Source organism: Methylomonas sp. HW2-6, assembly GCF_052474525.1.
On the sequence record NZ_CP184124.1, the window covers coordinates 1,649,351 to 1,671,003 of the forward strand.

13 protein-coding genes are annotated in these 21,653 nt (G+C 59.0%); 7 read left to right on the plus strand and 6 right to left on the minus strand.

The genetic code is table 11. The features are described 5' to 3' along the window. The first annotated feature begins 5 nt into the window (after positions 1-5). The 5 genes from ACH518_RS08675 to ACH518_RS08695 all read left to right on the plus strand — a co-directional run bounded on the left by ACH518_RS08675 (position 6) and on the right by ACH518_RS08695 (position 8,307). Positions 6-737: an urea amidolyase associated protein UAAP1 gene (locus ACH518_RS08675; protein ID WP_445372583.1), complete on the plus strand. Its 732-nt coding sequence runs from the start codon at positions 6-8 to the stop codon at positions 735-737. A 24-nt stretch (positions 738-761) separates the two neighbouring features. Next, positions 762-1,400 (plus strand): urea amidolyase associated protein UAAP2, encoded by a 639-nt coding sequence (locus ACH518_RS08680; protein WP_445372584.1) that lies wholly within the window; start codon positions 762-764, stop codon positions 1,398-1,400. Positions 1,401-1,470: 70 nt separating this feature from the next. Beyond that, complete coding sequence (gene uca / locus ACH518_RS08685) at positions 1,471-5,079, plus strand: urea carboxylase (RefSeq protein WP_445372585.1); 3,609 nt, start codon at positions 1,471-1,473, stop codon at positions 5,077-5,079. Continuing rightward, positions 5,076-6,884 (plus strand): allophanate hydrolase, encoded by a 1,809-nt coding sequence (gene atzF, locus ACH518_RS08690; protein WP_445372586.1) that lies wholly within the window; start codon positions 5,076-5,078, stop codon positions 6,882-6,884. Before uca ends, atzF begins: the two co-directional genes overlap by 4 nt. A gap of 121 nt (positions 6,885-7,005) precedes the next feature. Beyond that, the gene (locus ACH518_RS08695) at positions 7,006-8,307 is read left to right on the plus strand and encodes a porin (RefSeq protein ID WP_445372587.1); all 1,302 of its coding nucleotides are present in this window, start codon (positions 7,006-7,008) and stop codon (positions 8,305-8,307) included. Between the two features lie 7 nt (positions 8,308-8,314). Here the strand turns inward: ACH518_RS08695 and ACH518_RS08700 are convergent, their stop codons facing one another. Both ACH518_RS08700 and ACH518_RS08705 read right to left on the minus strand, forming a co-directional pair. Then, positions 8,315-9,013 carry a response regulator gene (locus ACH518_RS08700; protein WP_445372588.1) on the minus strand — a complete coding sequence of 233 codons (699 nt, stop codon included), beginning with the start codon at positions 9,011-9,013 and terminating at the stop codon, positions 8,315-8,317. 21 nt (positions 9,014-9,034) lie between these two features. Further along, positions 9,035-11,773 (minus strand): DUF4118 domain-containing protein, encoded by a 2,739-nt coding sequence (locus ACH518_RS08705; RefSeq protein WP_445372589.1) that lies wholly within the window; start codon positions 11,771-11,773, stop codon positions 9,035-9,037. A 221-nt stretch (positions 11,774-11,994) separates the two neighbouring features. On the opposite strand from ACH518_RS08705, the gene ACH518_RS08710 reads away from it, so the two are divergent. Continuing rightward, complete coding sequence (locus tag ACH518_RS08710; RefSeq protein WP_445372590.1) at positions 11,995-12,597, plus strand: hypothetical protein; 603 nt, start codon at positions 11,995-11,997, stop codon at positions 12,595-12,597. Positions 12,598-12,735: 138 nt separating this feature from the next. On the opposite strand, the gene ACH518_RS08715 is transcribed toward ACH518_RS08710, so the two are convergent. From ACH518_RS08715 to ACH518_RS08730, 4 genes are all read right to left on the minus strand, one after another. Then, positions 12,736-14,145, minus strand: coding sequence for a DUF1302 family protein (locus ACH518_RS08715; RefSeq protein ID WP_445372591.1), 1,410 nt, complete (start codon positions 14,143-14,145; stop codon positions 12,736-12,738). Positions 14,146-14,155: 10 nt separating this feature from the next. Further along, complete coding sequence (locus tag ACH518_RS08720; RefSeq protein ID WP_445372592.1) at positions 14,156-15,058, minus strand: outer membrane lipoprotein-sorting protein; 903 nt, start codon at positions 15,056-15,058, stop codon at positions 14,156-14,158. A gap of 9 nt (positions 15,059-15,067) precedes the next feature. After that, the gene (locus tag ACH518_RS08725; RefSeq protein ID WP_445372593.1) at positions 15,068-17,785 is read right to left on the minus strand and encodes an efflux RND transporter permease subunit; all 2,718 of its coding nucleotides are present in this window, start codon (positions 17,783-17,785) and stop codon (positions 15,068-15,070) included. Positions 17,786-18,120: 335 nt separating this feature from the next. Continuing rightward, positions 18,121-20,511 carry a penicillin acylase family protein gene (locus ACH518_RS08730; RefSeq protein WP_445372594.1) on the minus strand — a complete coding sequence of 797 codons (2,391 nt, stop codon included), beginning with the start codon at positions 20,509-20,511 and terminating at the stop codon, positions 18,121-18,123. A gap of 853 nt (positions 20,512-21,364) precedes the next feature. Here ACH518_RS08730 and ACH518_RS08735 point away from each other — a divergent pair. Next, entirely contained in the window at positions 21,365-21,502 is a 138-nt protein-coding gene (locus tag ACH518_RS08735) for a hypothetical protein (protein WP_445372595.1), read from the plus strand. The last annotated feature ends 151 nt before the right edge of the window (positions 21,503-21,653 follow it).

The window sequence follows — 21,653 nt, forward strand, 5'->3', positions numbered from 1 at the left end:
CTACGATGAGCTTAGCCTCGATCAATACCACCGACCTGCTATGGAGCGAAACCCTGCCGGCCGGCGCCCATACCTCGTTCCGGATGCGGCGCGGCAATCGGCTGCGGCTGACCGACAGCGAAGGCGGCGCCAATCTGGCGGCCTTGTTTATCAACTACGACGAACGCAGCGAACGCTACAACATGGCCGACACCCTAAAGGCCCAGCATACCTTTCATCTGACTGAAGGCTTTGTCTGTTATTCGGACATGGGCCGGGTGTTGTGCTCGATTACCGGGGACACGCTGGGCTGGCACGATACCGTATGCGGGGTGTCCGATGCCGCGCACGTGCTGGCCAAATACGGTACCGCCAGCTATCAAAGCCATCGCAACGCGATGTACCGCAACGGTCGCGACAGCCTGCTGATCGAATTGGAAAAATGGGGCTTGGGCAAACGCGATCTGGTCGCCAACCTCAACTTCTTCAGCAAGGTCGCGGTCGGCGCGGACGGCAATCTGCAGTTTCAGGTGGGTCATTCCGCCCCAGGCAGCCAAGTGGAGCTGCGTTTTGAAATGGACACGCTGGTGCTGCTCAGCACCTGTCCGCACCCGTTGGACCCCAATCCGCACTACCAGCCCAAACCGGTGTTGCTGGAGGCCTATCGCGGCGCTTTGCCGGATCTAGACGACAAGTGCCGCAATTTCCGCCCGGAAAACGGTCGCGGTTTTACCAATACCGAACGTTATTACCTGTAACACCGATTTTACGAGGAATACCCTATGCCCATCGTCGAAAGCACCCTCGATCCGAGCCGCGCCATATACGATTACACCCTGCCGGCAGGCGAACCGTGGCTGCATACCATCAAACAAGGCCAGACCTTTCGCATCCTGGATCTGGAAGGCAACCAAGCCGTCGACACCTTGTTTTACAGCGCGGCCGACCATGAAGAACGCTACAGCGCCAGCGACTCTATCCGCCGGCAAGGCAATCTGTACCTGAGCGCCGGCACCCGGCTGATTTCCGGCGAGGGCAACGTTTTATTGACCATCGTCGCCGACACCTGCGGCCGTCACGATACCTTGGGCGGCGCCTGTGCCGCCGAGAGCAACACGGTGCGCTATGCCCTGGATAAGAAGCACATGCATAGCTGCCGCGACAGCTTTCTATTGGCCATCGGCCATGCCGACTGTGGCCTGGCCAAGCGTGACATCGCCAGCAATATCAATTTTTTCATGAACGTGCCGGTCACGCCCGACGGCCAATTGACCTTTGCCGACGGCATTTCCGCGCCGGGCAAGTATGTCGAAATGCGGGCGGAGATGGACGTGATCGCGCTGATTTCCAATTGTCCGCAGTTGAACAACCCGTGTAACGCCTACAACCCGACGCCGGTGCGGCTGCTGATCTGGGATTGATTTTTCATCCGCCGCCGGGACGACCCGGCGCCGGTATGTCAAGGCGGGACGGCCCGCCAAACGAGGATTCATGTTTAACAAGGTTTTGATCGCCAATCGCGGCGAAATCGCCTGCCGCATCATGCGGACCTTAAAAGAATTGGGCGTCGCCAGCGTTGCGGTGTATTCCGAAGCCGATGCCCACGCCCGCCACGTTCGGGAAGCCGACGAATCGATGTGCGTCGGCGGCGCAGCGGCGGCCGACAGCTATTTGCGCGGCGAGCGGATTTTGGCAGCGGCATTGGCTACCGGCGCCGAGGCCATTCATCCCGGCTACGGCTTCCTGAGCGAAAACGCCGAGTTCGCCGAGCAATGCGCGGCCGCCGGCATCGTGTTCATCGGCCCGACGCCGGAACAATTGCGGCGCTTTGGTTTGAAGCACACCGCCCGCGAGATCGCCAAAACCTGCGGCGTGCCCTTACTGCCGGGCACCGGCTTACTGGCGGACATCGATCAGGCCGTGGCGGCGGCGAGTGCGATCGGCTACCCGGTGATGCTGAAAAGCACCGCCGGCGGCGGCGGTATCGGCATGCGCTTGTGCCGCACCGAGGCCGAGCTATGCGAGGCATTTGCGGTGGTGCAGCGCTTGAGCGCGGCCAATTTCAAGGACAGCGGCTTGTATCTGGAAAAATTCATCGAGCGCGCCCGTCACATCGAGGTACAGATTTTCGGCGACGGCGCCGGGCGGGTGATCCATTTGGGCGAGCGCGATTGTTCGGTACAGCGTCGTAACCAGAAAGTGATCGAGGAAACCCCGGCACCGGGACTAACCGAAACCACTCGCGCGGCACTTTACCGCCATGCTCTGGCGCTGGCCGAGGCGGTTGATTACCGCTCCGCCGGCACGGTCGAATTCGTTTACGACCAAGACAGCGGCGAATTTTATTTCCTGGAAGTCAACACCCGCTTGCAAGTCGAACACGGCGTCACCGAGCAAGTCACCGGCACCGATCTGGTAGCCTGGATGCTGCGGTTGGCGGCCGGCGATAGCGCATTTCTGGATCAATACCGGCATGCGCCACAAGGCTGGGCTATGCAAGTCAGGGTGTACGCCGAAGACCCGAACAAAAATTTCCAGCCTTCATCCGGCCTGCTGACCGATTGCCGGTTTCCCGAGGCGGTCAGGGTCGACCATTGGCTGGAGAACGGTCTGGAAGTCACGCCGCATTACGATCCCTTGCTGGCTAAAGTCATCGTCCACGCCGCCGACCGCGAACAGGCCCTGGCGCAAATGGATAGCGCTTTGGCCGACACCCGCCTGTACGGCATCGAAACCAATCTGGCCTATTTGCGGCAGATCGTCGCCGACGACGTGTTTCGTAGCGGCCGGCAGATCACCGCTTACCTGGCCGGCTTGAGCTACCAGCCTCGCACCCTGGACGTACTGGAAGCCGGCACCCAAAGCATGATCCAGGATTATCCGGGTCGCTTGGGTTATTGGGACGTCGGCGTGCCGCCGTCCGGGCCGATGGATATGCTGGCCTTTCGCATGGCGAACCGGATTTTGGGTAACCCGGAGGATGCGCCCGGACTGGAAATGGCCATCAACGGCCCCAGCCTGCGCTTCAATTTTGTCACCCGCATCGTGTTAACCGGCGCGGCGATGCAAGCCGAGTTGAACGGTCAAGCCTTACCGTTCTGGCAGGCGATTGCGGTGGCGGCCGGCGACGTGTTGAAACTGGGCGCTATCGCCGGCCAGGGCTGCCGCAGTTATCTGGCGATACAAGGCGGCTTCGACGTGCCGGAATACCTGGGCAGCCGAGCCACCTTCACGCTGGGCCAGTTCGGCGGCCACGGCGGTCGGGTGCTGCGAGTCGGCGACGTGTTGCCGGTTGCGGCGGAAACCGCTATGGCAGAGGAAATTGTGCTTAATCCAGACGCGCTGCCCCGTTACGCCGAACACTGGCAAATCGGCGTGCTGTACGGGCCGCACGGCGCGCCGGACTTTTTTACCGACGAGGACATCGCCGAATTTTTCGCGACCGATTGGGAGGTGCATTACAACTCCAACCGCACCGGCATCCGCTTGATCGGCCCGAAACCACGCTGGGCCCGTAGCGACGGCGGCGAAGCTGGTTTGCATCCGTCCAACATCCACGACAATGCCTACGCCATCGGCGCGGTGGATTTCACCGGCGACATGCCGGTCATCCTCGGTCCGGACGGCCCGAGTTTGGGCGGTTTTGTCTGCCCGGCTACCGTGGTCGCGGCAGAATTGTGGAAACTGGGCCAATTGAAGCCCGGCAATACCGTGCGTTTTATCCGCTTGAACCGCGCACAAGCGGCGAAACTGGATGCCCAGGTCGAGCAGGCCTTGGCCGATCCAGCTCATGTAGCGTTACCGGAACTGCCGGCACCACCCGATTTCGCGGAAAGCTGCATCCTGGCCCAGCGTCCAGCCGGCCAAGACCGGGTGGCGGTAACCTATCGCCAGGCCGGCGACCGCAATCTGCTGATCGAGTACGGTCCCTTGGTATTGGACCTGAATCTGCGGTTTCGGGTGCATGCCTTGATGACCTGGTTACAACAGCGCGCCATAGCCGGCATCGCCGATCTGACGCCGGGCATCCGCTCCTTGCAAGTGCATTACGACCGCCGCCTGGCGCTGGACGAACTGCTGCGGATTCTGGCGCAAGCCGAAGCCGAACTGCCGGCCATCGAAGACATGGAAGTGCCGACCCGCATCGTCCACCTGCCGCTGTCCTGGGACGACCCATCCACGCAACTGGCGATCGAAAAATACATGCAGTCGGTGCGCAAGGACGCGCCGTGGTGCCCGAACAATATCGAGTTCATCCGCCGCATCAACGGTCTGGACAGTATCGATCAGGTCAAGGACATCCTGTTCAACGCCAGTTATCTGGTGATGGGCTTGGGTGACGTCTATCTGGGCGCGCCGGTGGCGACGCCGATCGATCCACGCCACCGGCTGGTGACGACCAAATACAACCCGGCCCGGACCTGGACCCCGGAGAACGCGGTCGGCATCGGCGGTGCTTATCTGTGCGTCTACGGCATGGAAGGCCCCGGCGGCTACCAGTTCGTCGGCCGCACCGTGCCGATGTGGAACCGCTACCGGCAAACCGCCGATTTTCGCGACGGCAAGCCGTGGCTGCTGCGCTTTTTCGACCAAATTCGGTTTTATCCGGTATCCGCCGAGGAATTGCTACGTTACCGGCAGGATGTGATCAGCGGCAAGCTTAAGCTGGACATCCGCGAGGAAACCTTCAGTTTGCGCCAGTACAACGACTTTCTGCGCACACACGCCGGCGAGATCGCCGCATGTAAAAGCCGGCAACAGGCGGCCTTCGACGCCGAACGCGAACGCTGGGCGCAAGCCGGCCAAGTTTACGCCGACGATCAGGCCGTCGCGGCGGCGGCCATCGATACCGAGCTGGACTTGCCGGCCGGCGCTCGTGCCGTTGCCAGCCATATTGCCGGCAACGTCTGGCAAGTACTGGTCAAGCCCGGCGATAGCGTCAAGCAAGGCGACGCCTTGGTGGTGGTCGAATCGATGAAAATGGAATTTCCGGTCACGGCGCCGGAAGACGGCACGGTCTGGCAAGTGTTTTGCGCCGAAGGCGGACAAATCAGCGCCGGCCAGGATTTGCTGGTGTTGCAGGCAGAGGAGGAGGTATGACAATCTGGCGCGAATTACCGGAAGTCCTGAGCATCGTCAGCCTTAGCCAGGCTTACCGGGACGGCGCGTTGACGCCGGCGGCGCTGGTGAACATGCTCTGGCAGCGCCTGGAATCGGCTCCAGAGCGCGGAGTCTGGATCAGCCGCGTGCCGCTCGAAAGGCTGCAGGCTTATACCGCGGCATTGGCGGACCAATCGCCGGACGAGTTGCCCTTGTACGGAATTCCGTTTGCGATCAAGGACAATATCGATCTGGTGGATTTACCGACCACAGCAGCTTGCCCGGCCTATGCCTACCAGCCCGAGCAATCGGCGTTCGTGGTACGGCGATTGATCGCCGCCGGCGCGATTCCGCTGGGCAAAACCAATCTGGACCAATTCGCGACCGGCTTGGTCGGCACCCGCTCTTCCTTCGGCGTGTGCTGTAACAGTTTTGATCCAGAATACATCGCCGGTGGTTCCAGTTCCGGTTCGGCGGTCGCGGTGGCAACGGGGCTGGCCAGTTTTGCCTTGGGTACCGACACAGCCGGGTCCGGTCGGGTGCCAGCGGCCTTCAATAACTTGGTCGGCGTCAAACCAACGCGGGGCTTGTTAAGTACGTCGGGCGTGGTGCCGGCTTGTCGTAGTTTGGATTGCGTCTCGGTGTTTGCGTTGACGGCCGCCGACGCCGAGCGGGTGCTACAGGTCGCCAATGTGTACGACTCTGCGGACGCTTACAACCGCCCAGACCAGCCCTTGCCGGTGCCGCCCGGCTTTGCCGGCGGCTTTCGCTGCGGTTTGCCGAAGCCGGAGCAATTGCAATTTTTCGGCGACGATGCGGCGGAAGCCTTGTTTGCCGAGGCTGTCGCGCAATTGCAGGCCCAAGGCGGCAGCATGGTCGAAGTGGACATTCAGCCCTTACTGGATACCGCCGGCTTGCTCTATGTCGGGCCGTGGCTGGCCGAGCGTTATCTGGTGGCCGGCGAACTATTGCAATCCAACCCTGATGCTTTATTTCCGGTTACCAGGGACATTCTGGCCAAAGCGTCGGACTTGTCGGCCGCCGACGCCTGGCGCGCGTTTTACCGCTTACAGGACTTGAAGCGGCAAAGCGATGCAATCTGGCGACAGGTCGATGTGCTGGTCACGCCGACCACCGGCACGATTTACCCGATTGCCGCTGTCGAAGCCAATCCGGTCGAATTGAACAGTCGGCTGGGCTATTACACCAATTTCATGAATCTGCTCGACCTCAGCGCCATCGCGTTGCCAGGCGGTTTTCGTACCAACGGTTTGCCGTTTGGAATTACGGTATGCGCGCCGGCCTTTGCCGACCGGGCTTTGTTGGCGTTGGCAAAACGCCGAGAACAGTTGGCGCCGCATAAATTGGGTGTCTCCGAAACCTTAAGTTCAGAATTTGCCGTAGTGGACGGCGACGACTTGGCCGGCTTTGTCCCGGTCGCGGTGTGCGGCGCGCATCTGTCCGGCCTGCCGCTGAATCATCTGTTGACCGGCCGCGGAGGCATCTTGCTGCAACGCACGCACACCGCGCCGACTTACCGGCTTTACGCATTGCCAGACGGCAAGCGGCCCGGCATGGTGCGCGACGACACCGGCGCGGCCATCGCTGTCGAGGTGTGGGCTTTGCCAATTCACCGATACGGCGAATTCGTCGCCGAAATCCCGGCGCCGCTGGGCATAGGCCGCGTGCAATTGCAGGACGGTTCCAGCGTGCAAGGCTTTGTCTGCGAAGCGGCCGCGGTGCGCGAGGCACTGGACATCACCGGCTTCGGCGGCTGGCGCGCTTATCTCACCCGGCCCGACTAAACTGCCGGCTATAACCCTTGCTATTTCCGAAACCCAAGCATTCAAGTCCGATTTGCCGGCTTGCGGGAGCGTTTGCGCCCGAAAAAGTGTTACTCACTCATTACCTGATAGGAGAACTCCGATGCCAACCCCTATTTACCGAACTCGCGGCTGGCTGTACGCCGCACCTTTATTATTGGCGATGTCGCCCCTGCCGGCAGAGGAACGCGCCGGCTTGTTGAACGGCTTGTCGCTGATTAATGACCTGCCCTGGATGAAAGCCGCTGGCTTGCGCGTCCACAGTTGGGCCGACGCCGGTATCGTTTACAACGCCAACGATCCGGGCGATGGTTATAACGGTACCGTGGTGTTTGCCGACCGGGCCAACGAATTCAATTTGCACCAGCTCGGTGGCGAGTTGATTCGTGATGTTGATACCGCTGGTGACCATTGGGACATCGGCGGCAAACTGACGCTGATGTACGGCAGCGATGCCCGCTTTAACACCATCAATCCTTACGGCGGCGGGCATTGGGACAGTCGCCTGATCGGTTCCGACGAGCGCTTCTATAAACTGGCGATCCCGAACGCTTATCTGGACATCTTCACGCCGATCGGCAAGGGTTTGACCACGCGCATCGGCCGGTTTTACACGATCATGGGTTACGAGACCGGATTGTCGCCGGACAATTTCTTCTACACCCATCCTTACACCTTCCAATACGGCGAACCGTTTACCCATTTCGGTATGACCACCACCTATCCGGTCCACCAAAATCTAAGCGTGACCTTGGGCGCGGTGACCGGCGGCCACACCAAACTCAACGGCGTGCTGGACGGCAACGGCGCCTGGGACGGCTTTGACAAAAATATGGAAAACTGGAATTTCCTGGGCGGCGCCACCTGGACCAGCGACGATGCGGCGACCTCGTTCACCGCCACGGTGATCACCGGCGACGTCAACAGCGACAACAATCTGCGCGAATTCCAGCGCCAGACCGGCATCAACAAGCGCGACAATCGCACCTTTTACAGCTTGGTATTCCAGCACAACTTCGCCGAACGCTGGCATTACGTGCTGCAGCATGACCACGGTATCGAGCAGCAGCATCCGTTGAACAATTTCGCCGACGCCGAATGGTACGGTATTCATTCGCAGCTGAAATACGATGTGTCCGATACGGTGGGTGTGGGCCTGCGGGGCGAATGGTTTCGCGACGACGACGGCGTTCGGGTTGGTCAAATGTGTCCCAGTTGCGCGGTGTTGGCCACCGGGCCGGCTAACTATTATGCGGCAACGCTTGGTGTGAACTGGAAGCCCGTCAAATGGCTGATGTTACGGCCGGAAGCGCGCTATGACTGGTCTCAAGGCGTCGATGCTTACGACGAGCGTAACAAGGACAGCCAGTTTATTTTCGGTGCCGACGTGGTGGTGACCTTCTAGAGCGGCCTTACCAAACTTTAAGCCGGTAACCCAGCCCGGATTCGGTCAGCAGCAGTTTGGGCTGGGCGGGGTCGGCTTCCAGTTTTTGCCGGAGCTGGCTCATGTAAATCCGCGGGTAGTGGGCGTGCTCCTGGTAATTGGGGCCCCAGACTTCTCGGAGAATTTGCTGGTGGGTTAGTACCTTGCCGGCATTTTTTACCAGTACCGACAGCAGCCGGTATTGGATCGGCGTCAGGTGGATTTCGCGGTCGTCGACTTTAACCACCCGGTTGCTCAGGTCGACCTGCAAATTGCCGGTGGTAAACACGGACTCCGGCGCCGAGTCCGGCGGACGTAAGGCGTGGCGCAGAGCTACCCGAATCCGCGCCTGCAATTCGCCGAAACCGAAGGGTTTGGTCAGGTAGTCGTCCGCTCCGGCGTCGAGTGCGTCGATTTTCTGTTGTTCGCCGCTGCGGGCCGAGAGGATGATGATCGGTAGCGCCGACCAGGCCCGCACCGCCTTGATCACGTCGACGCCGTCCATATCCGGCAGCCCCAGGTCCAGGATCAGCAAGTCCGGCTTGCGCACGCCCAATTCGACCAAGCCTTGTTTGCCGGTCTCGGCATCGAACACCTTATAGCCGTTGCTGTGCAGACTGGTGCGCAGAAAGCGGCGGATGGCCGGGTCGTCTTCGATGACGATGATAACGGGGTCGGTTTTGGACATGGCGCGGTTTTCCGTTGTGCTTTATTCCTCGGGTTCGACTTCGGGTGGGGCTTGATCCAGCGGCAGCTTGAACGCGAATACCGCACCGCCTTCCGGCCGGTTGTGCGCGCGGATGGTGCCGCCGTGGATTTCGACGATCGCGCGGCAGATCGCCAAGCCCAGGCCGACGCCGCTTTGCGCCGTCTCCTGACGGCCTTGGTAGAACTTTTCGAACAGGCGTTCTTCCAGGCCGCGCGGAATGCCGGGGCCGCGGTCGGCGACGGCGATTTCCACCGAACTGTCGCCGAAGTCGGCCGAAATTTCCAGCGCGCTGCCCGCCGGGGTATAGCGTACGGCGTTTTCCAGCAGATTGATCAAGACCTGTTCGATCATCACTGAATCGACCAGCACCAACGGTATGCCGGGCGGCAGCTTGACCGTGACCGGCCGGCCGGCCAGTTGAGCTTGTAACTGGTTCAATGCGGTACCGACGATTTCCTCCAGCGGGTACCATTGCTTGTTCAACTCCAGCACGCCGGCTTCGAGCTTGGCCATGTCCAGGATGTTGTTGACCAGATTCGCCATCCGTTCGGCTTCGTCGACAATGCCCTGGCCGAGTTCGACGATGTCATGCGGCGCCAGTTTCTGCTGGCTGTGAGCGATGGTGCTGGCCGAACCGATGATGGTCGCCAGCGGCGTGCGCAAATCGTGGGAAATCGCGCTGAGCAGGGAGTTGCGCAGGCGCTCCGCTTCCATTTGCATCTGGGTGGAGCGGGCCCTTTCCGAGAAGCGGATGCGGCTGATGGCCTGGCCGATCTGGCGCAGAAAAGTTTCCAGCAGTTTTTGCTGTTCCGGCAAAAACACCCGGCGCAGATTGACCGGCAACAAGGCCAGCACGCCCAATACCTGGTCGTCGCCGTGTATCGGGAAGTAGACGGCAGAGGCGCCGGGCAGGGTGTCGGTGCCTTGTCCGGCGATTTCGTTGTGGTCGAATACCCATTGGGCCACGCTCAAATCGGCGCCCAGCAGCGATTCGGCGATGGCTTTTCCAGCCGGGAATACCATGCGGCCGTTGGCGTTCGGAAACAGAATCACGTTGCGGCTGCTGAATTCGGCATACAAATGTTTTACCGCGACCCGCACTACGTCGGTTTCGTTCTGGCTGCTAGCCAACTCCCGGCTCATCGAATACAAAGCCGCGGCCCGGCGTTCGCGGTGCGCGGCCACCTTGGCTTGCGAACGCACGTTCGCGGTCAGGTTGCTGACCACGATGCCGACCGCCAGCATCGCCGACAGCGTAATCAGGTACTGGCTGTCGGCCACCGAAAAACTGTAGTACGGCTGTACGAAGAGTAAGTCGAAGCAGCCGACGCCGAGCACCGAGGCCAGCACCGACGGACCGCGGCCGAAGCGGCTGGCGACGAAAATCACGCCCAACAAATACACCATCACCAGATTGGCCGGTTCCAGGCGGCCCAGCAGCAGATAGCCGGCCGCGGTGACCAGTCCGGTGACGGCAAAGGCCGACAGGTAGCCCAAGTAACGGCGCTTGGTTTTGGCCGGGATGCGTTGGCGCAGGCCGGGCAGGGGGCTTTTGCCGAACAGCGACAGTTCCGGCGCGGCTTGGCCGCGTTCTCGCGTTTGCGGGCTGCCGAGCAGATACAGGTTGATATTGTGAGCCCGGCTGACCAGGGTATCGACCACCGACCCGAACAGCCAGCGCCGCCAGCCGCGCCGGCTGGGTTTGCCGATCACGATCTTGCCGATATTGCGTTGCCGGGAAAAGCGGATCAAGGCTTCGCTCATATCCGGCGAACTCAGGGTCACGGTTTCCGCGCCGAGTTGTTCCGCCAGACGCAGAATGCGCAGCACGCCGTCGCGCTTTTCGGCCGGCAAGCGCTGCAACTGCGGGGTTTCGACGTAGGCCACGATCCATTCCGCGCGCAGGCTGGTCGCCAGACGTTTGCCGGCGCGGACCAGGCGCTCGGCCAATGGGTTCGGGCCGATGCAGACCAGAATCCGTTCGCTGACCTGCCAGACCTCGCGGATGGCGTGGTCTTCCCGATAATCCAGCATTTCGGCGTCGACCCGGCTGGCCGTCTGGCGCAAGGCCAATTCCCGCAGCGCGATCAGATTGCCTTTGCGAAAGAAATGGTTGATCGCTTCCTGGGCCTGTTGTGGCAGGTAAACCTTGCCTTCCTTGAGCCGGTTCAGTAGTTCGTCCGGCGGCAGATCGACCAACTCGACTTCGTCGGCGTCCTCGAACACGGTATCCGGTACCGTTTCCCAGACCCGGATGCCGGAGATCTGGCCGATGTCGTCGTTCAAACTCTCCAGGTGTTGCACGTTCAGCGCGGTGTAGACGTCGATGCCGGCTTCGAGCAGTTCGTGGATGTCCTGCCAGCGCTTGGGATGGCGGGAGCCGGGCGCGTTGGAATGGGCCAATTCGTCGACCAGGATGATGGCCGGCCGCCGCTTCAACGCGGCATCCAAATCGAATTCGTGCAGCACGGTGCCTTTGTAGTCGATCCGGCGCAGCGGCAACGTTTCCAATCCGGCCAGCAGCGCCTGGGTTTCTTTACGGCCATGGGTTTCGACGATGCCAACCACGACGTCAAGATTGTCGGCACGGCGTTCCCGGGCCGCCAGCAACATCGCAAAGGTCTTGCCGACGCCGGCCGCGGCGCCGAAGAAAATCTTCAGCCGGCCGCGTTTGGCCTTGGCCTGGTCGCGTGCAAACCGGGCTAGCAGGACATCTGGGTCGGGGCGGGGTTGTTCCATAGCGGTTCCGAAAAGCGGTGCGGATGGTTCGGGCAGGCTCAGTTTACGGACGGATCGATAAAAATGCCGTAAAGATTTGGTGAGTGGCTAGGGGGGGCGGGCCCAGCGGCCAGTAAGATTTGCGCCTGTCATTTTTGTCATGGTCCCTAAGTACCATGTTAAGGACCTGCTACAAAATTTAAGATTTGAGCACCTCTTCAATAATTTATAGGAAATAAACCATGACGAAAGTTAAAAAAGTTCTGAAAGCGGGTTTAGCGGTCGGTTTGTTGGTCGCGTCCAGTGCAAGCTCGGCCAGCGTATGGGCGCCGACGGATAACGATGCGCAGTTCGCCAATCCCTTTGCCCTGCTATTCAACATCCCAAGCGGAGAAAAGTTCGGTATTTTCGAAGATACCGCGTCGTTGAGCAGCACATTAGGGAATGCGGCGATTACCCCGGTATTGAGTTTCACCGACGCCGCGACAGTGCTGTTTACTCAAAACGGCAGTAATGTCGACATCAAGACCGATAGCTCGAACGGCACCTTGCTCGGTTCCAGCAATTTTCAATTAGGCTGGTGGTCGCCGGCTGGTTGGGTCACCGAGCATTCCAGCAGCATGCTGAATTTGCTAGGTAAAACCTCTTGGAGTCTGGCTTTCGTCGATCCGACTCACCAAGGTGCCGGTAACGAACACCGCTTGTTTGCGTTCGACATTCAAGCTTCCCAAGCCACCTCAGACGGCGGCGCTCCGGTGCCGCTACCCGCATCGGTTTGGTTCATGACCAGTGCGCTACTCGGCTTTTTGGCTAAAGGCCGTCGCAAATCCAGCGTTTTTGCCTAATGTCGTTAGGCCTTTGCACCCCGCCGTCGGGTGCAAAGGCCGTTTCCTGCCAAATCATTGTCGGCAGGGCGATCGTCACCTGCTACAGTCCGGTAAACCCTCGCCACAATCCAGCGTGTCAGTAAGGCCCGGGCAACTCTATAGCGAGTAACTGATACTAAATCCCACCCTGACGTCCTGATCCAGAATCGGCAACGCACTCCGTTTATTCGCAAAGGTAGCAATCACCGTCCCCATTACCGACCAGTGGTCGTCGATAGCATAGCTCAGCATTGCGCTGCTCAGCGCTTGACCGGCATTCAGCGTGCCTTGGTTGAAGGAAGTGAAGGTCAGGGTATCGTTCAAAAAACGGCAGTTGTAGCGTATCAGCCAGGTGCCGAAGATATCGCCGTTGGCGGTGCGTTCGCCGGGAGCCAAGCCGCTGTCGTGGGCCAGAAACGAGCGCGCCAGCACCGAAGCGTTGATGCTTTGGTCGTTGGTCAGTGCGTAATCGAAGCCCAAGGATGCGCCGATTTGGTCTTTTCGCACCGTCGAGGTATGCGGAATCGGCCAGTAGACTGTCGTATCTTCCAGCAAGCCGACGCTGTAGGCCAGATCCAACTTCAACAATAATTTGCCGATGGCCCGGTTGACGCTGGCGCCGAGTAGCCAGTAACCGTTGTCCTTGGCCTGAATATGGCCGGAAAGTCTGACTGGCGTCAGGTAATGCAGTTGGTTTTCATACAGATACGCCGCCATCAGCGAAACATCGCTATGTTCGACCGACCACTGCATCCGCGCCCCGGCCTCGACCCGGTGGCGGTCCGAGTCGGGGGCGTCGATCGGAAACAAGGGGGCCACGTAGGCCGGACTGCCTTTGCGCGGCAGCGGGTTGAATTGCGGATTCAGATTGACGAACATCGCCCAACGCCTGGCGTCGGCGAAATGCTCCCACACCGCAAACCATTGGTTGATACGGGCGTCTTCGACCTCTATCGTGCTGAGGTCGCGGTATTCCAGCACGTTCAAGGTGTCCAGCACCGAATTGCCTTCGGCCTCGCCCCAGACCAAGGTCTGCCGGCCCAGCTTGAAGGTGTGGCTGCCGAAGGTCTTGCTCAGGTATAGCTCGTTCAGCCGCATTTCGAGGTTGTCCAGGCGTTGCTCCATTTCGATCGACTGGCTGCTCAAGCCTTCGAAGTCGTAATCCGACGGCCAATACAATTTGGCTTGGCCGCTGCCTTGCAGATTCCAACCTGGCGCGAACGGATTCTGGTATTTGATTAACAGGCCGAGCCGGTTGTCTTCCACAGTCGCTTGTTTCAACGCGCCGGAATCGGTTTTGTGCGTGTGGACCTGCGCGTAAACCAGTTGGGTGAATTTGAAGGTGAATTTGTCCCAAAATTCGGAACCGGCATCTGCTGCCGCTAAGACCGCGTTATCGTCGAACGCCAGCGAGCCGGTGCCCGGCAAGTCAAGCGTCGGCTCGGCCCGAGCGGCGGTCGTCAACGCCAGGGCGAGGGCCAGCCAGCGTAATGGCCGGTTCCGGCCTATCGTCTTGGCGGACGGCAACGGATCACCGTTAATTCACTTGAGCCCGTAGTTGTGCCAACGTGGTTTCCCGGAAGGCCACATCGGTCAAGGTTCGCTGGGTCAGAAAGTCTTCCGGAATGTTGACGCCGTTGTTGATTTCGCTACGGGCCATATTCGATAAGCGATTGGTGACCAGATTCATCATGGTTTGCGAACGCGCGGTCCAGACCCCTTTGATTTCCTCGACCTTGGACGTCAGCAAGCGCTTGATTTCCTTGTTTTGCTTGTCGTACAGCTCGACCCGCAACGATACGTAGCGCTCCTTGTCGACGTACATCACCCGGCGGCCGTAGCGGGTCTTGCGGGCGCGCTCGGCGTTCGGGATGGTTTCGATTTTCCAGACCGGCCGGCCGGCTTCCGCGGCTTCGCCCAGCACGTTGATCGTGTAATCGTCCAGTTTGCCGGTTTCGGTGTCTTCGGTGGTGAACTCCGAGCCGAACAGCGAGGCCGGCTCGGAATCCTCGTCGGAATTGCCGCTGGCGATGCGTTTGACCTTCCCCAGCGCCGACAAATACAGCCAGGTTTCGTTATCCTTGCCGGTTTCGTCGTAGCTGTAATTCAACATGCCCACGCCTTTTTCGGCGGCCGGTTCCAGCACGATGGTTACCGCCTTGGTGTCTTTTTTATTCTTGCCGTCGTTGATGCCGACCGCTTCCAGCAGTTTTTCTCGCGGCGTCTCGGCGCAGGTGATTTTGTTGTCCTTGATGCCGTATTGGCAACTGGACAAGCGCGATTTGACGAAGGCCGAGTTGGTGATGCTGCGCTGATAGTCGGACAGCTTTTCCAATATGGCCCGCCCGTCCGGCGCGCCGCCTTCCTCGGCCGCCGCCGGCTGAGCCATGACAGCGCAGATCGTCGCCAGAATCAGCCGATTTGCAAGGGTATTACGCATGCTTGAACCTCATAAATTGACGGTCGTATCGACCTGTTTGAGACCGAATTTCGGTTTGAAGGCTACCAGCAGGGCCGGCAGCAAAAACAGTTCGCACAAGATCCCGACGAAAATCGCCAAGCCGCCGAAGATGCCCATCTTCGCGGTGCCGAGGTAGTCGGAAAAACCTTGAATCGAAAAACCCAGGCCCAATACCATGCCGGTAAACAGTATCGACGGGCCGACTTCCTCTATCGTTTCCCGCAAGGCTTCGGCCATCTGCCGGGTCTTGATCAGCGCCTGTCGGTAATGGGTCATGAAATGGATGGTGTCGTCCACCGCCAAGCCGATGATGACCGGCGCCAACAGCAAGGTATCGGTGTCGAGCGGAATGTCCAGCAAGCCCATCAGGCCGTAGGTGAACAAGGCCGGAATCACGTTGGGAATCAAGGACAGCAAACCGGCCTGCACCGAACCCAGCGTCAGGAAGATAATCACGCTGATGACGCCCAGCGCCAACAAAAAGCCGTCGTATTGAGAATGGGCGATGATGGCCTGGGTGCGCATCGCCAGCGGTACCGTGCCGGTCAAAGTCACTTCCAGATTGGGAAACTCGCTCTTCACGTCCCCGAACACCAGTTCGATTTCGCGGTTCACTTCGTCGAAGAAGGCCTGGTACTGCGAAGAGCCGGCGCTGTAGACATTGACGCTGATATGCGATTGGCTGTAGTCGTCCGAGACGATGCCGCGCCGGTCGGCCGGATTGACGCTGTTAAACAGGTACAACAATTGCGCCACCATCGTCTGTGAGTCCGGGATACGGTAAAACTCCGGCCGGTCTTCGTTCAGCACCCGGTAACTGTCCTTGACCAGATTCGCCAGCGAGTAGGTGCGGCTCACCTGGTCCGGATATTTTTCGGCGATTTTTTGTTGCAGCCTATCGATCCGCGTCAGAATTTTCGGATCGAGAATGCCGTCCGCGGTTTTGGTGTCCAGCATGATTTCCATGTTTTGGGTACCGGCCATTTTGCTGTCGGCGGTCTGGTAGGCTACGCGGATGCTGCTGCCTTCCCGGGTCAGTTCGGTGACGTTGGAGTCGATGCGCAATTGGCTTTCGCCGTACCAGCAGGCCGCCACCAATACGCCGAACAACAGCAAGGACAGCCGAAATTGCCGCGAGGCCAAGCGCGGCGCGGCTGTCAACAAGCGTTTCTGGCCGCGTACCACGCCGTAGGTCAACACCGAAATCAGCGCGATGTAGCCGCCCACGCTCAAGCCCAAAGCCAACATGGCCAAGCCGACGTAGCCGATGCCGCAAGCCGTGCGAACCGGCGCGGATAGCGCCAGCCAACGATTTGCGATACGCCGCGTCCAGCCCGGTTTGGCCGAGGCATCGGCCACGCCGGGATGCCAGAAGTCCAGCAGGATAGGCAACAGCACCACCGAAAATAAGTAGGCCAGCCCGACGCCCAAGGTGGACATCGCCGCGAACACCCGGATCGGATAAAGCTCGGACGAAATCAGCGAAAAAGTACCGGTCATATTGGTGATGCTGGTAATCAACATCGGCAAGCCGGCGGTGGCGTACGCATCCGAGAGCGCCTGCCGGTGATGGTCGCCTTGCTGGCGGCGCGCTTGGTAAATGCTGATGACGTGGATGCAGTCGGCCATGCAGCAAACGAACACCAACATCACGGTCAGACTGATCATCGTCGATAGACTCTTGCCGGCCCAGGCCACCGCGCCGGTGACCCAGACGATGCTGAACAGCACGATCAACACCGGCCACAGCACCGCGCTGAACGAGCGGAACAACACCCACAGCAGTACCACGTTGATCAGAATCATGCCCAGGTTTAAGCCGGCCGATTGCTGCAGCACTTGCTGCACGAATTCCATCAGCGGCGGATAACCGACCGAATAAAATTCGAAGTCGTTGTCATAACGTTGGTAGACGGCTTTCAAGGCCTTGACGAAGCGGGCGTAAACAAAGTTATCGACCTTCTCGTACTGGATGGTTTGCACCTCGGCGCTATCGTCGAACTTCAGCGTGTCGGCACCGCCCGCCACATCGCCGAAGCTGTCGTCCAGCGCCACGCCGTCGCCATTGACCTTGGGCACGTAGTCCTTGACCGGGATCGCGCCGAAATCGGTTTGGATCAACACCGCCGCGTATTGGCCGTCCGGCGAGTAAAACGCCAGCCGATAGTCTTTTTGCGCCAGCGCCTTGGCTTTGATTGCGGCGAATTCGGCCGGACTGTCGGGCAATTGCCGCGGCACCAAGCGGTTGGAATGCAGGGTGTCGCCGTCGGCGCTTTGCACCCGGATGTTGCTTAAGGATTGCACCCGGCGAATATGGCGCAAATCGTCCAAGTTTGCGGTCTGGCCGCCGGCATCCTTGACCTGGTCGCCAAGCTCGCGCCAGTTTTCCAAGTCGTCGGTCAAGGCTTGCAGGGTTTCCAACGAACGCCGCGAGAACACGTCGCCGTCCTTGGACCGGTAAACCAAAAACACCGAGTCGTCGCTACCGAACTGGCGGCGAAACTTATCCAACGCGACGATGGCTGGGTCACTCCGGTCCAGAAAGCTGTTGGCGGCGGTGTTGATGCTGGTGCGAGTCAGCGCGCCGAATAGCAAAAACAGGGTTAGCGCGAGAGTGGTCAGTAAAATCGCCCACTTAAACCGGATTGCCCTTAGCGGGACACCGGCAAAATATTCGTTCAGGCTGTCGAACCATTTCTCCATCATGACTCCATCGCGGCGGCGTTTCGACCGCGCAGCCGGTTCTTTGAATTAGCAGTTAGCGAGGCGCCGGATAAGGCGCGTTGGCCGCCGGCAATAGCGCGTTAGACCGGCAAGGCTGGAAGCCGCACACGAAACGACTCCGCAGCGCACACCAGAAAAGCAAATACCGAGCCAAAGGGCCGGCGGCAAGGATATTGGCGGTCGCGGGTTCAGTACCCAGCCCGTGAGTTACTAAACTAGGTTATTTAACAGTGGCGTTGTGTGTAATGGCCTATCTGCGGGACTGAGGCGGCCGGACGGCGGAGCGATATGCTCCGCCGAATTGAATGCAGCCGATCCTAACGATTGCCAACTTGGTAGCGACGCAGTGCCGGATCGGCCTCGATCTCGGCATTGCGGAACAAACAGGGGCGCCAGCCTTTGCTGGAAAACAAGGTCGTCTGATCGGCGTAATGCGGCGACTCCGGGTCCGCAGACTGGGAAAACGCCATCACGGCTTGGGCGGACGGACCTTGCGCCGTCAATTCCACCGCCAGCAAAAACGAGGTGCCGTAATTGACCACGTAGCCTTGATCGGTCAAACCGGTGGCCGGATTCAGCACTTTTCCTCTGGGTGTGGCCGGCAGCAAGCTGTCGTTCGAGCCGCTGTAGGCCGCCATATTTAAAATGCCTTCCTGGCCTTGGCCGCCGTGGATCGGTATTTTGACGGCGTTTTTCGGGCTGAATTGCACATCGCCCAATCTGGCATCCAACTCGATGCCGGCTTGTTTTAACCTTTGCGCGGCCCTGGCCAGGGCCAGCAAAGCGGGGTCCGGAGCGCTTTTCGGCGCTGGGGCCAATCCGCTGGGCGTGGCGAGCGGTTCGGCCGGGTCGAAGGCCTGGGCAAAGATTTGGCGGTTCGCCGTCATCAGCGTATCTTCGTGGCCGCCGGCTTCGGGACGGAAGCCGCTCAAAAACTCGCGAAACAGCACCGCGCCGCGGCTATCCGGATCGAAGCGTTCGTCCCAGTTAGCCAGTACCCGACAAGCCTCGGCCAAATCGATGGTTTTGCCGTCCACTTTAACGGCTTTGGTTTTCCGGCAGCGTTCGACCAAGGCCGATCGGAACAATTGGCCGGCCAAGGCCTGATTGGACAAAGCCGCATCCTTGACCGCTTGCAACGTAAATTTGCCGGTTTGGCCGGTGAGCGTGCGTGCGTTCATCCGGGTGCGCAACGAAGGCGGTTGGTGCTCGTCGCCGTACAGTGGGTAAAAGCCTTCCAGCGGCTGCTTGGGGTTGGTCAGCCAATGGCTGTCATTGGCGTTGAACACGAAGTCGCGCCGGGCCAGTTGCGGGGCGCGCTCGAACGGCACCAACCCCGGTTTGCGGGCGGCAGGATCGTTGACCCATTCATCGCGCGACGTGCTGCCGTCCAACAGATAGATGCCGTGAAACGCGAAGAGCGCGGCAACGCCCGGATCGCTTAGCCTGGCTTGCCGCCAGGCCTGTAAAGTTGCCGGCGACAAATGCGGTACCGGCGAGCTGTCGGCGTACCAAGCCTTACCTTCGACCGACGCGGCGACGGTGTTGGAGAAGGGCACGCTGCCGGCCCAGCGCCGGTGGGCGTCGATCAGGCCGTCCATGTTCGCCGCCTTGGTCATGTCGAAAAATTGGGCGAGCATCGAGTCGTTGTCGATATTGGCGTCGCGGTAGGTCAATACATGTTGGGCGTTCCAGGCGTAATCGGCCATGCCGCCGGTCAGGGCCGCCGGAATCGACAGGATGGGTCCGTAATGGCTGCGCCATAACTTGCGGGTTTTTGGTTCCAACGTCCCCGCTTTACTCAATAGCTCAATCGTATACTCGGCCGGCTCCAATGCCCGCACCTGACCGTCGTAGTAATAACGGGTGGCATCGCCCGGCAGCAGATTCAATTGATATAGCGTGGCCTTGGGCGAGGTGGTTACGGTCAAGGTCCAGGCCACCGCGGCATTGAAGCCCACCAGCGTGTTCGGTACGCCGGGGACGGTGATGCCGTACACATCAAGTTGACCCGGCACCGTGACATGCGACTCCCAAGCCTGCAAGGCACCTTCCCAGGGAAAATGTGGCTGAGCCAGCAACATGCCGTGGCCCGATTCGGTCATGTCGGCGCCGATCGCCCAACCGTTGCTACCCGGTCTTTCCGCGTTGGCGGCTGGTGCGGCCGGTGCCGTTACCGGCGTGCCGGCGGCTTGCGGCGGTTGGGCGTTACTGATAAAGGGCGTCAGAAACCGGCTGCTCAGAAAGATGCTGAAGTCGGTGGCGATCGCCAATAGGTCGGCCGCACTGACTGTCACGTGCTGGCGCGGATCGCGGCAGGCTGCGGGTAATTTGGCGGTATCGGTAACGGCCAGATACCGATTGATGCCGGCAGCGTGCGCGGTCAACATGCTTTGAATTTCGTTGGGCAGGCCGGGCAAGCGTTTTTCCGCGTCCGCCAGCAGCCGCAAATGCCGGTAGGCAAAGTCGCTTTCGACGTTGGCTTCGTACTCGCCGGGGCCGAAGTAGCGTGCGCGTTCGCCGCGCACCTTGATCACCTGATCCAGCAACACGCAAAGCCGGTCTTCCGCCATCGCGTAGCCTTGGCCGAACCAGGCTCCAGCTAAATCTTGAGCCGTAATGTGCGGAACTCCGTAGCGGGTGCGCCGAATAGTCGCCGAATAGCTGATCTCGTCGGCAGCAGCAGAGAGTTTCTCCCGGGTATCCATAGTCGTTAAAACCTCCGATTGACACGGTCCGCTGATGAATATTGCGGAAAAAAAACAAGTGAACAAGCAATGATGTATTAAGGGCTTTTTAGTATCCATAAAACTATAATAAAAATTCGGTTTTAATGACAGATATCGGTTTTATCGATGGAGTTTTTTTAGAAATATTCGATTATTTCGCCTGGTTAATTTTGAAACAAAGTTTATGAGTTTATGGCAAAACCTATACTATTAATTTCAATGTATCGGCATGCTGTTTTTTTCGGATGTAAAGCGATTTATATTTCGTAATTATTAAAAAATAAAATAGAGCGTAAGATTAGCCGCCGATAGGGCGGGCAGCACTGAAACTTGGTGTTTCCTGAAGCCGAGATGGTCGGCTTTCACTGGTAAATGTAGCATTTTCAAGGCCAATTATGCTTGGTTTTGCCAAAAATAGGCTGGACGAGGCGAGCCTGTCGCCGCACGAGGCGGCTGGTTCTGGAGCTTTGCAGACGAGCTTGGCGGCTTAATTTGACGGCTAGTATCAAATCGATTTTTTCTTGGCATGCTGTCCGGTTTTAGGGCATATGACTCAAGTTTTAATAGATTGCGGCATATGCCCTAAAAAATATGCTTTTTTGAGTGATATGAAATAGTTATTTGCCGCGATTTTTTGAGTTTTTCGGCGAGAATTTTGGTGCGACAATTTGCCTCATTGAAACTCTGTAAATCTCGGTGGAAACTTCGCGCCGACTCCGATGGAGTCAGTGGGAGTGTTAGAGTTCTTTAATCGCTTGGCGGCCAAATTAATAATCGCCAATTTATGTTTGATTTGGAAATTAAAGTTTTCAGTCAAAACAAAGGAGAAAAAATGAATATCCGCAACAAAAAGCATTTAAGCCTGTTTGCGCTGAGCGCGATTTCCGTCACGTTAATTTCAGTGGGTGCCAATGTGACCGACGAGCAGGCATCGCCCCCTGAAAACTCAAAGTATCCATCAGAATTATGAACAAAATTACGCAAAAGATTTGCATTTGCTAAAACAGGATCAGCGGTTCAGGGATAGAAAATGCAGGTATAAAACTAATCTGGAGCTTGATACTGATCAAGAGTTTTGTACCCAAAGTAGGCGCAGTAAGGGTATGCGCGATATTAACCGC

Bases quoted from the DNA above. Each gene is read 5' to 3' on its own strand.
- ACH518_RS08675 (WP_445372583.1), top strand. From the start codon at position 6: ATGAGCTTAGCCTCGATCAATACCACCGACCTGCTATGGAGCGAAACC.
- ACH518_RS08680 (WP_445372584.1), top strand. From the start codon at position 762: ATGCCCATCGTCGAAAGCACCCTCGATCCGAGCCGCGCCATATACGAT.
- uca (WP_445372585.1), top strand. From the start codon at position 1,471: ATGTTTAACAAGGTTTTGATCGCCAATCGCGGCGAAATCGCCTGCCGC.
- atzF (WP_445372586.1), top strand. From the start codon at position 5,076: ATGACAATCTGGCGCGAATTACCGGAAGTCCTGAGCATCGTCAGCCTT.
- ACH518_RS08695 (WP_445372587.1), top strand. From the start codon at position 7,006: ATGCCAACCCCTATTTACCGAACTCGCGGCTGGCTGTACGCCGCACCT.
- ACH518_RS08700 (WP_445372588.1), bottom strand. From the start codon at position 9,013: ATGTCCAAAACCGACCCCGTTATCATCGTCATCGAAGACGACCCGGCC.
- ACH518_RS08705 (WP_445372589.1), bottom strand. From the start codon at position 11,773: ATGGAACAACCCCGCCCCGACCCAGATGTCCTGCTAGCCCGGTTTGCA.
- ACH518_RS08710 (WP_445372590.1), top strand. From the start codon at position 11,995: ATGACGAAAGTTAAAAAAGTTCTGAAAGCGGGTTTAGCGGTCGGTTTG.
- ACH518_RS08720 (WP_445372592.1), bottom strand. From the start codon at position 15,058: ATGCGTAATACCCTTGCAAATCGGCTGATTCTGGCGACGATCTGCGCT.
- ACH518_RS08725 (WP_445372593.1), bottom strand. From the start codon at position 17,785: ATGATGGAGAAATGGTTCGACAGCCTGAACGAATATTTTGCCGGTGTC.
- ACH518_RS08730 (WP_445372594.1), bottom strand. From the start codon at position 20,511: ATGGATACCCGGGAGAAACTCTCTGCTGCTGCCGACGAGATCAGCTAT.
- ACH518_RS08735 (WP_445372595.1), top strand. From the start codon at position 21,365: ATGAATATCCGCAACAAAAAGCATTTAAGCCTGTTTGCGCTGAGCGCG.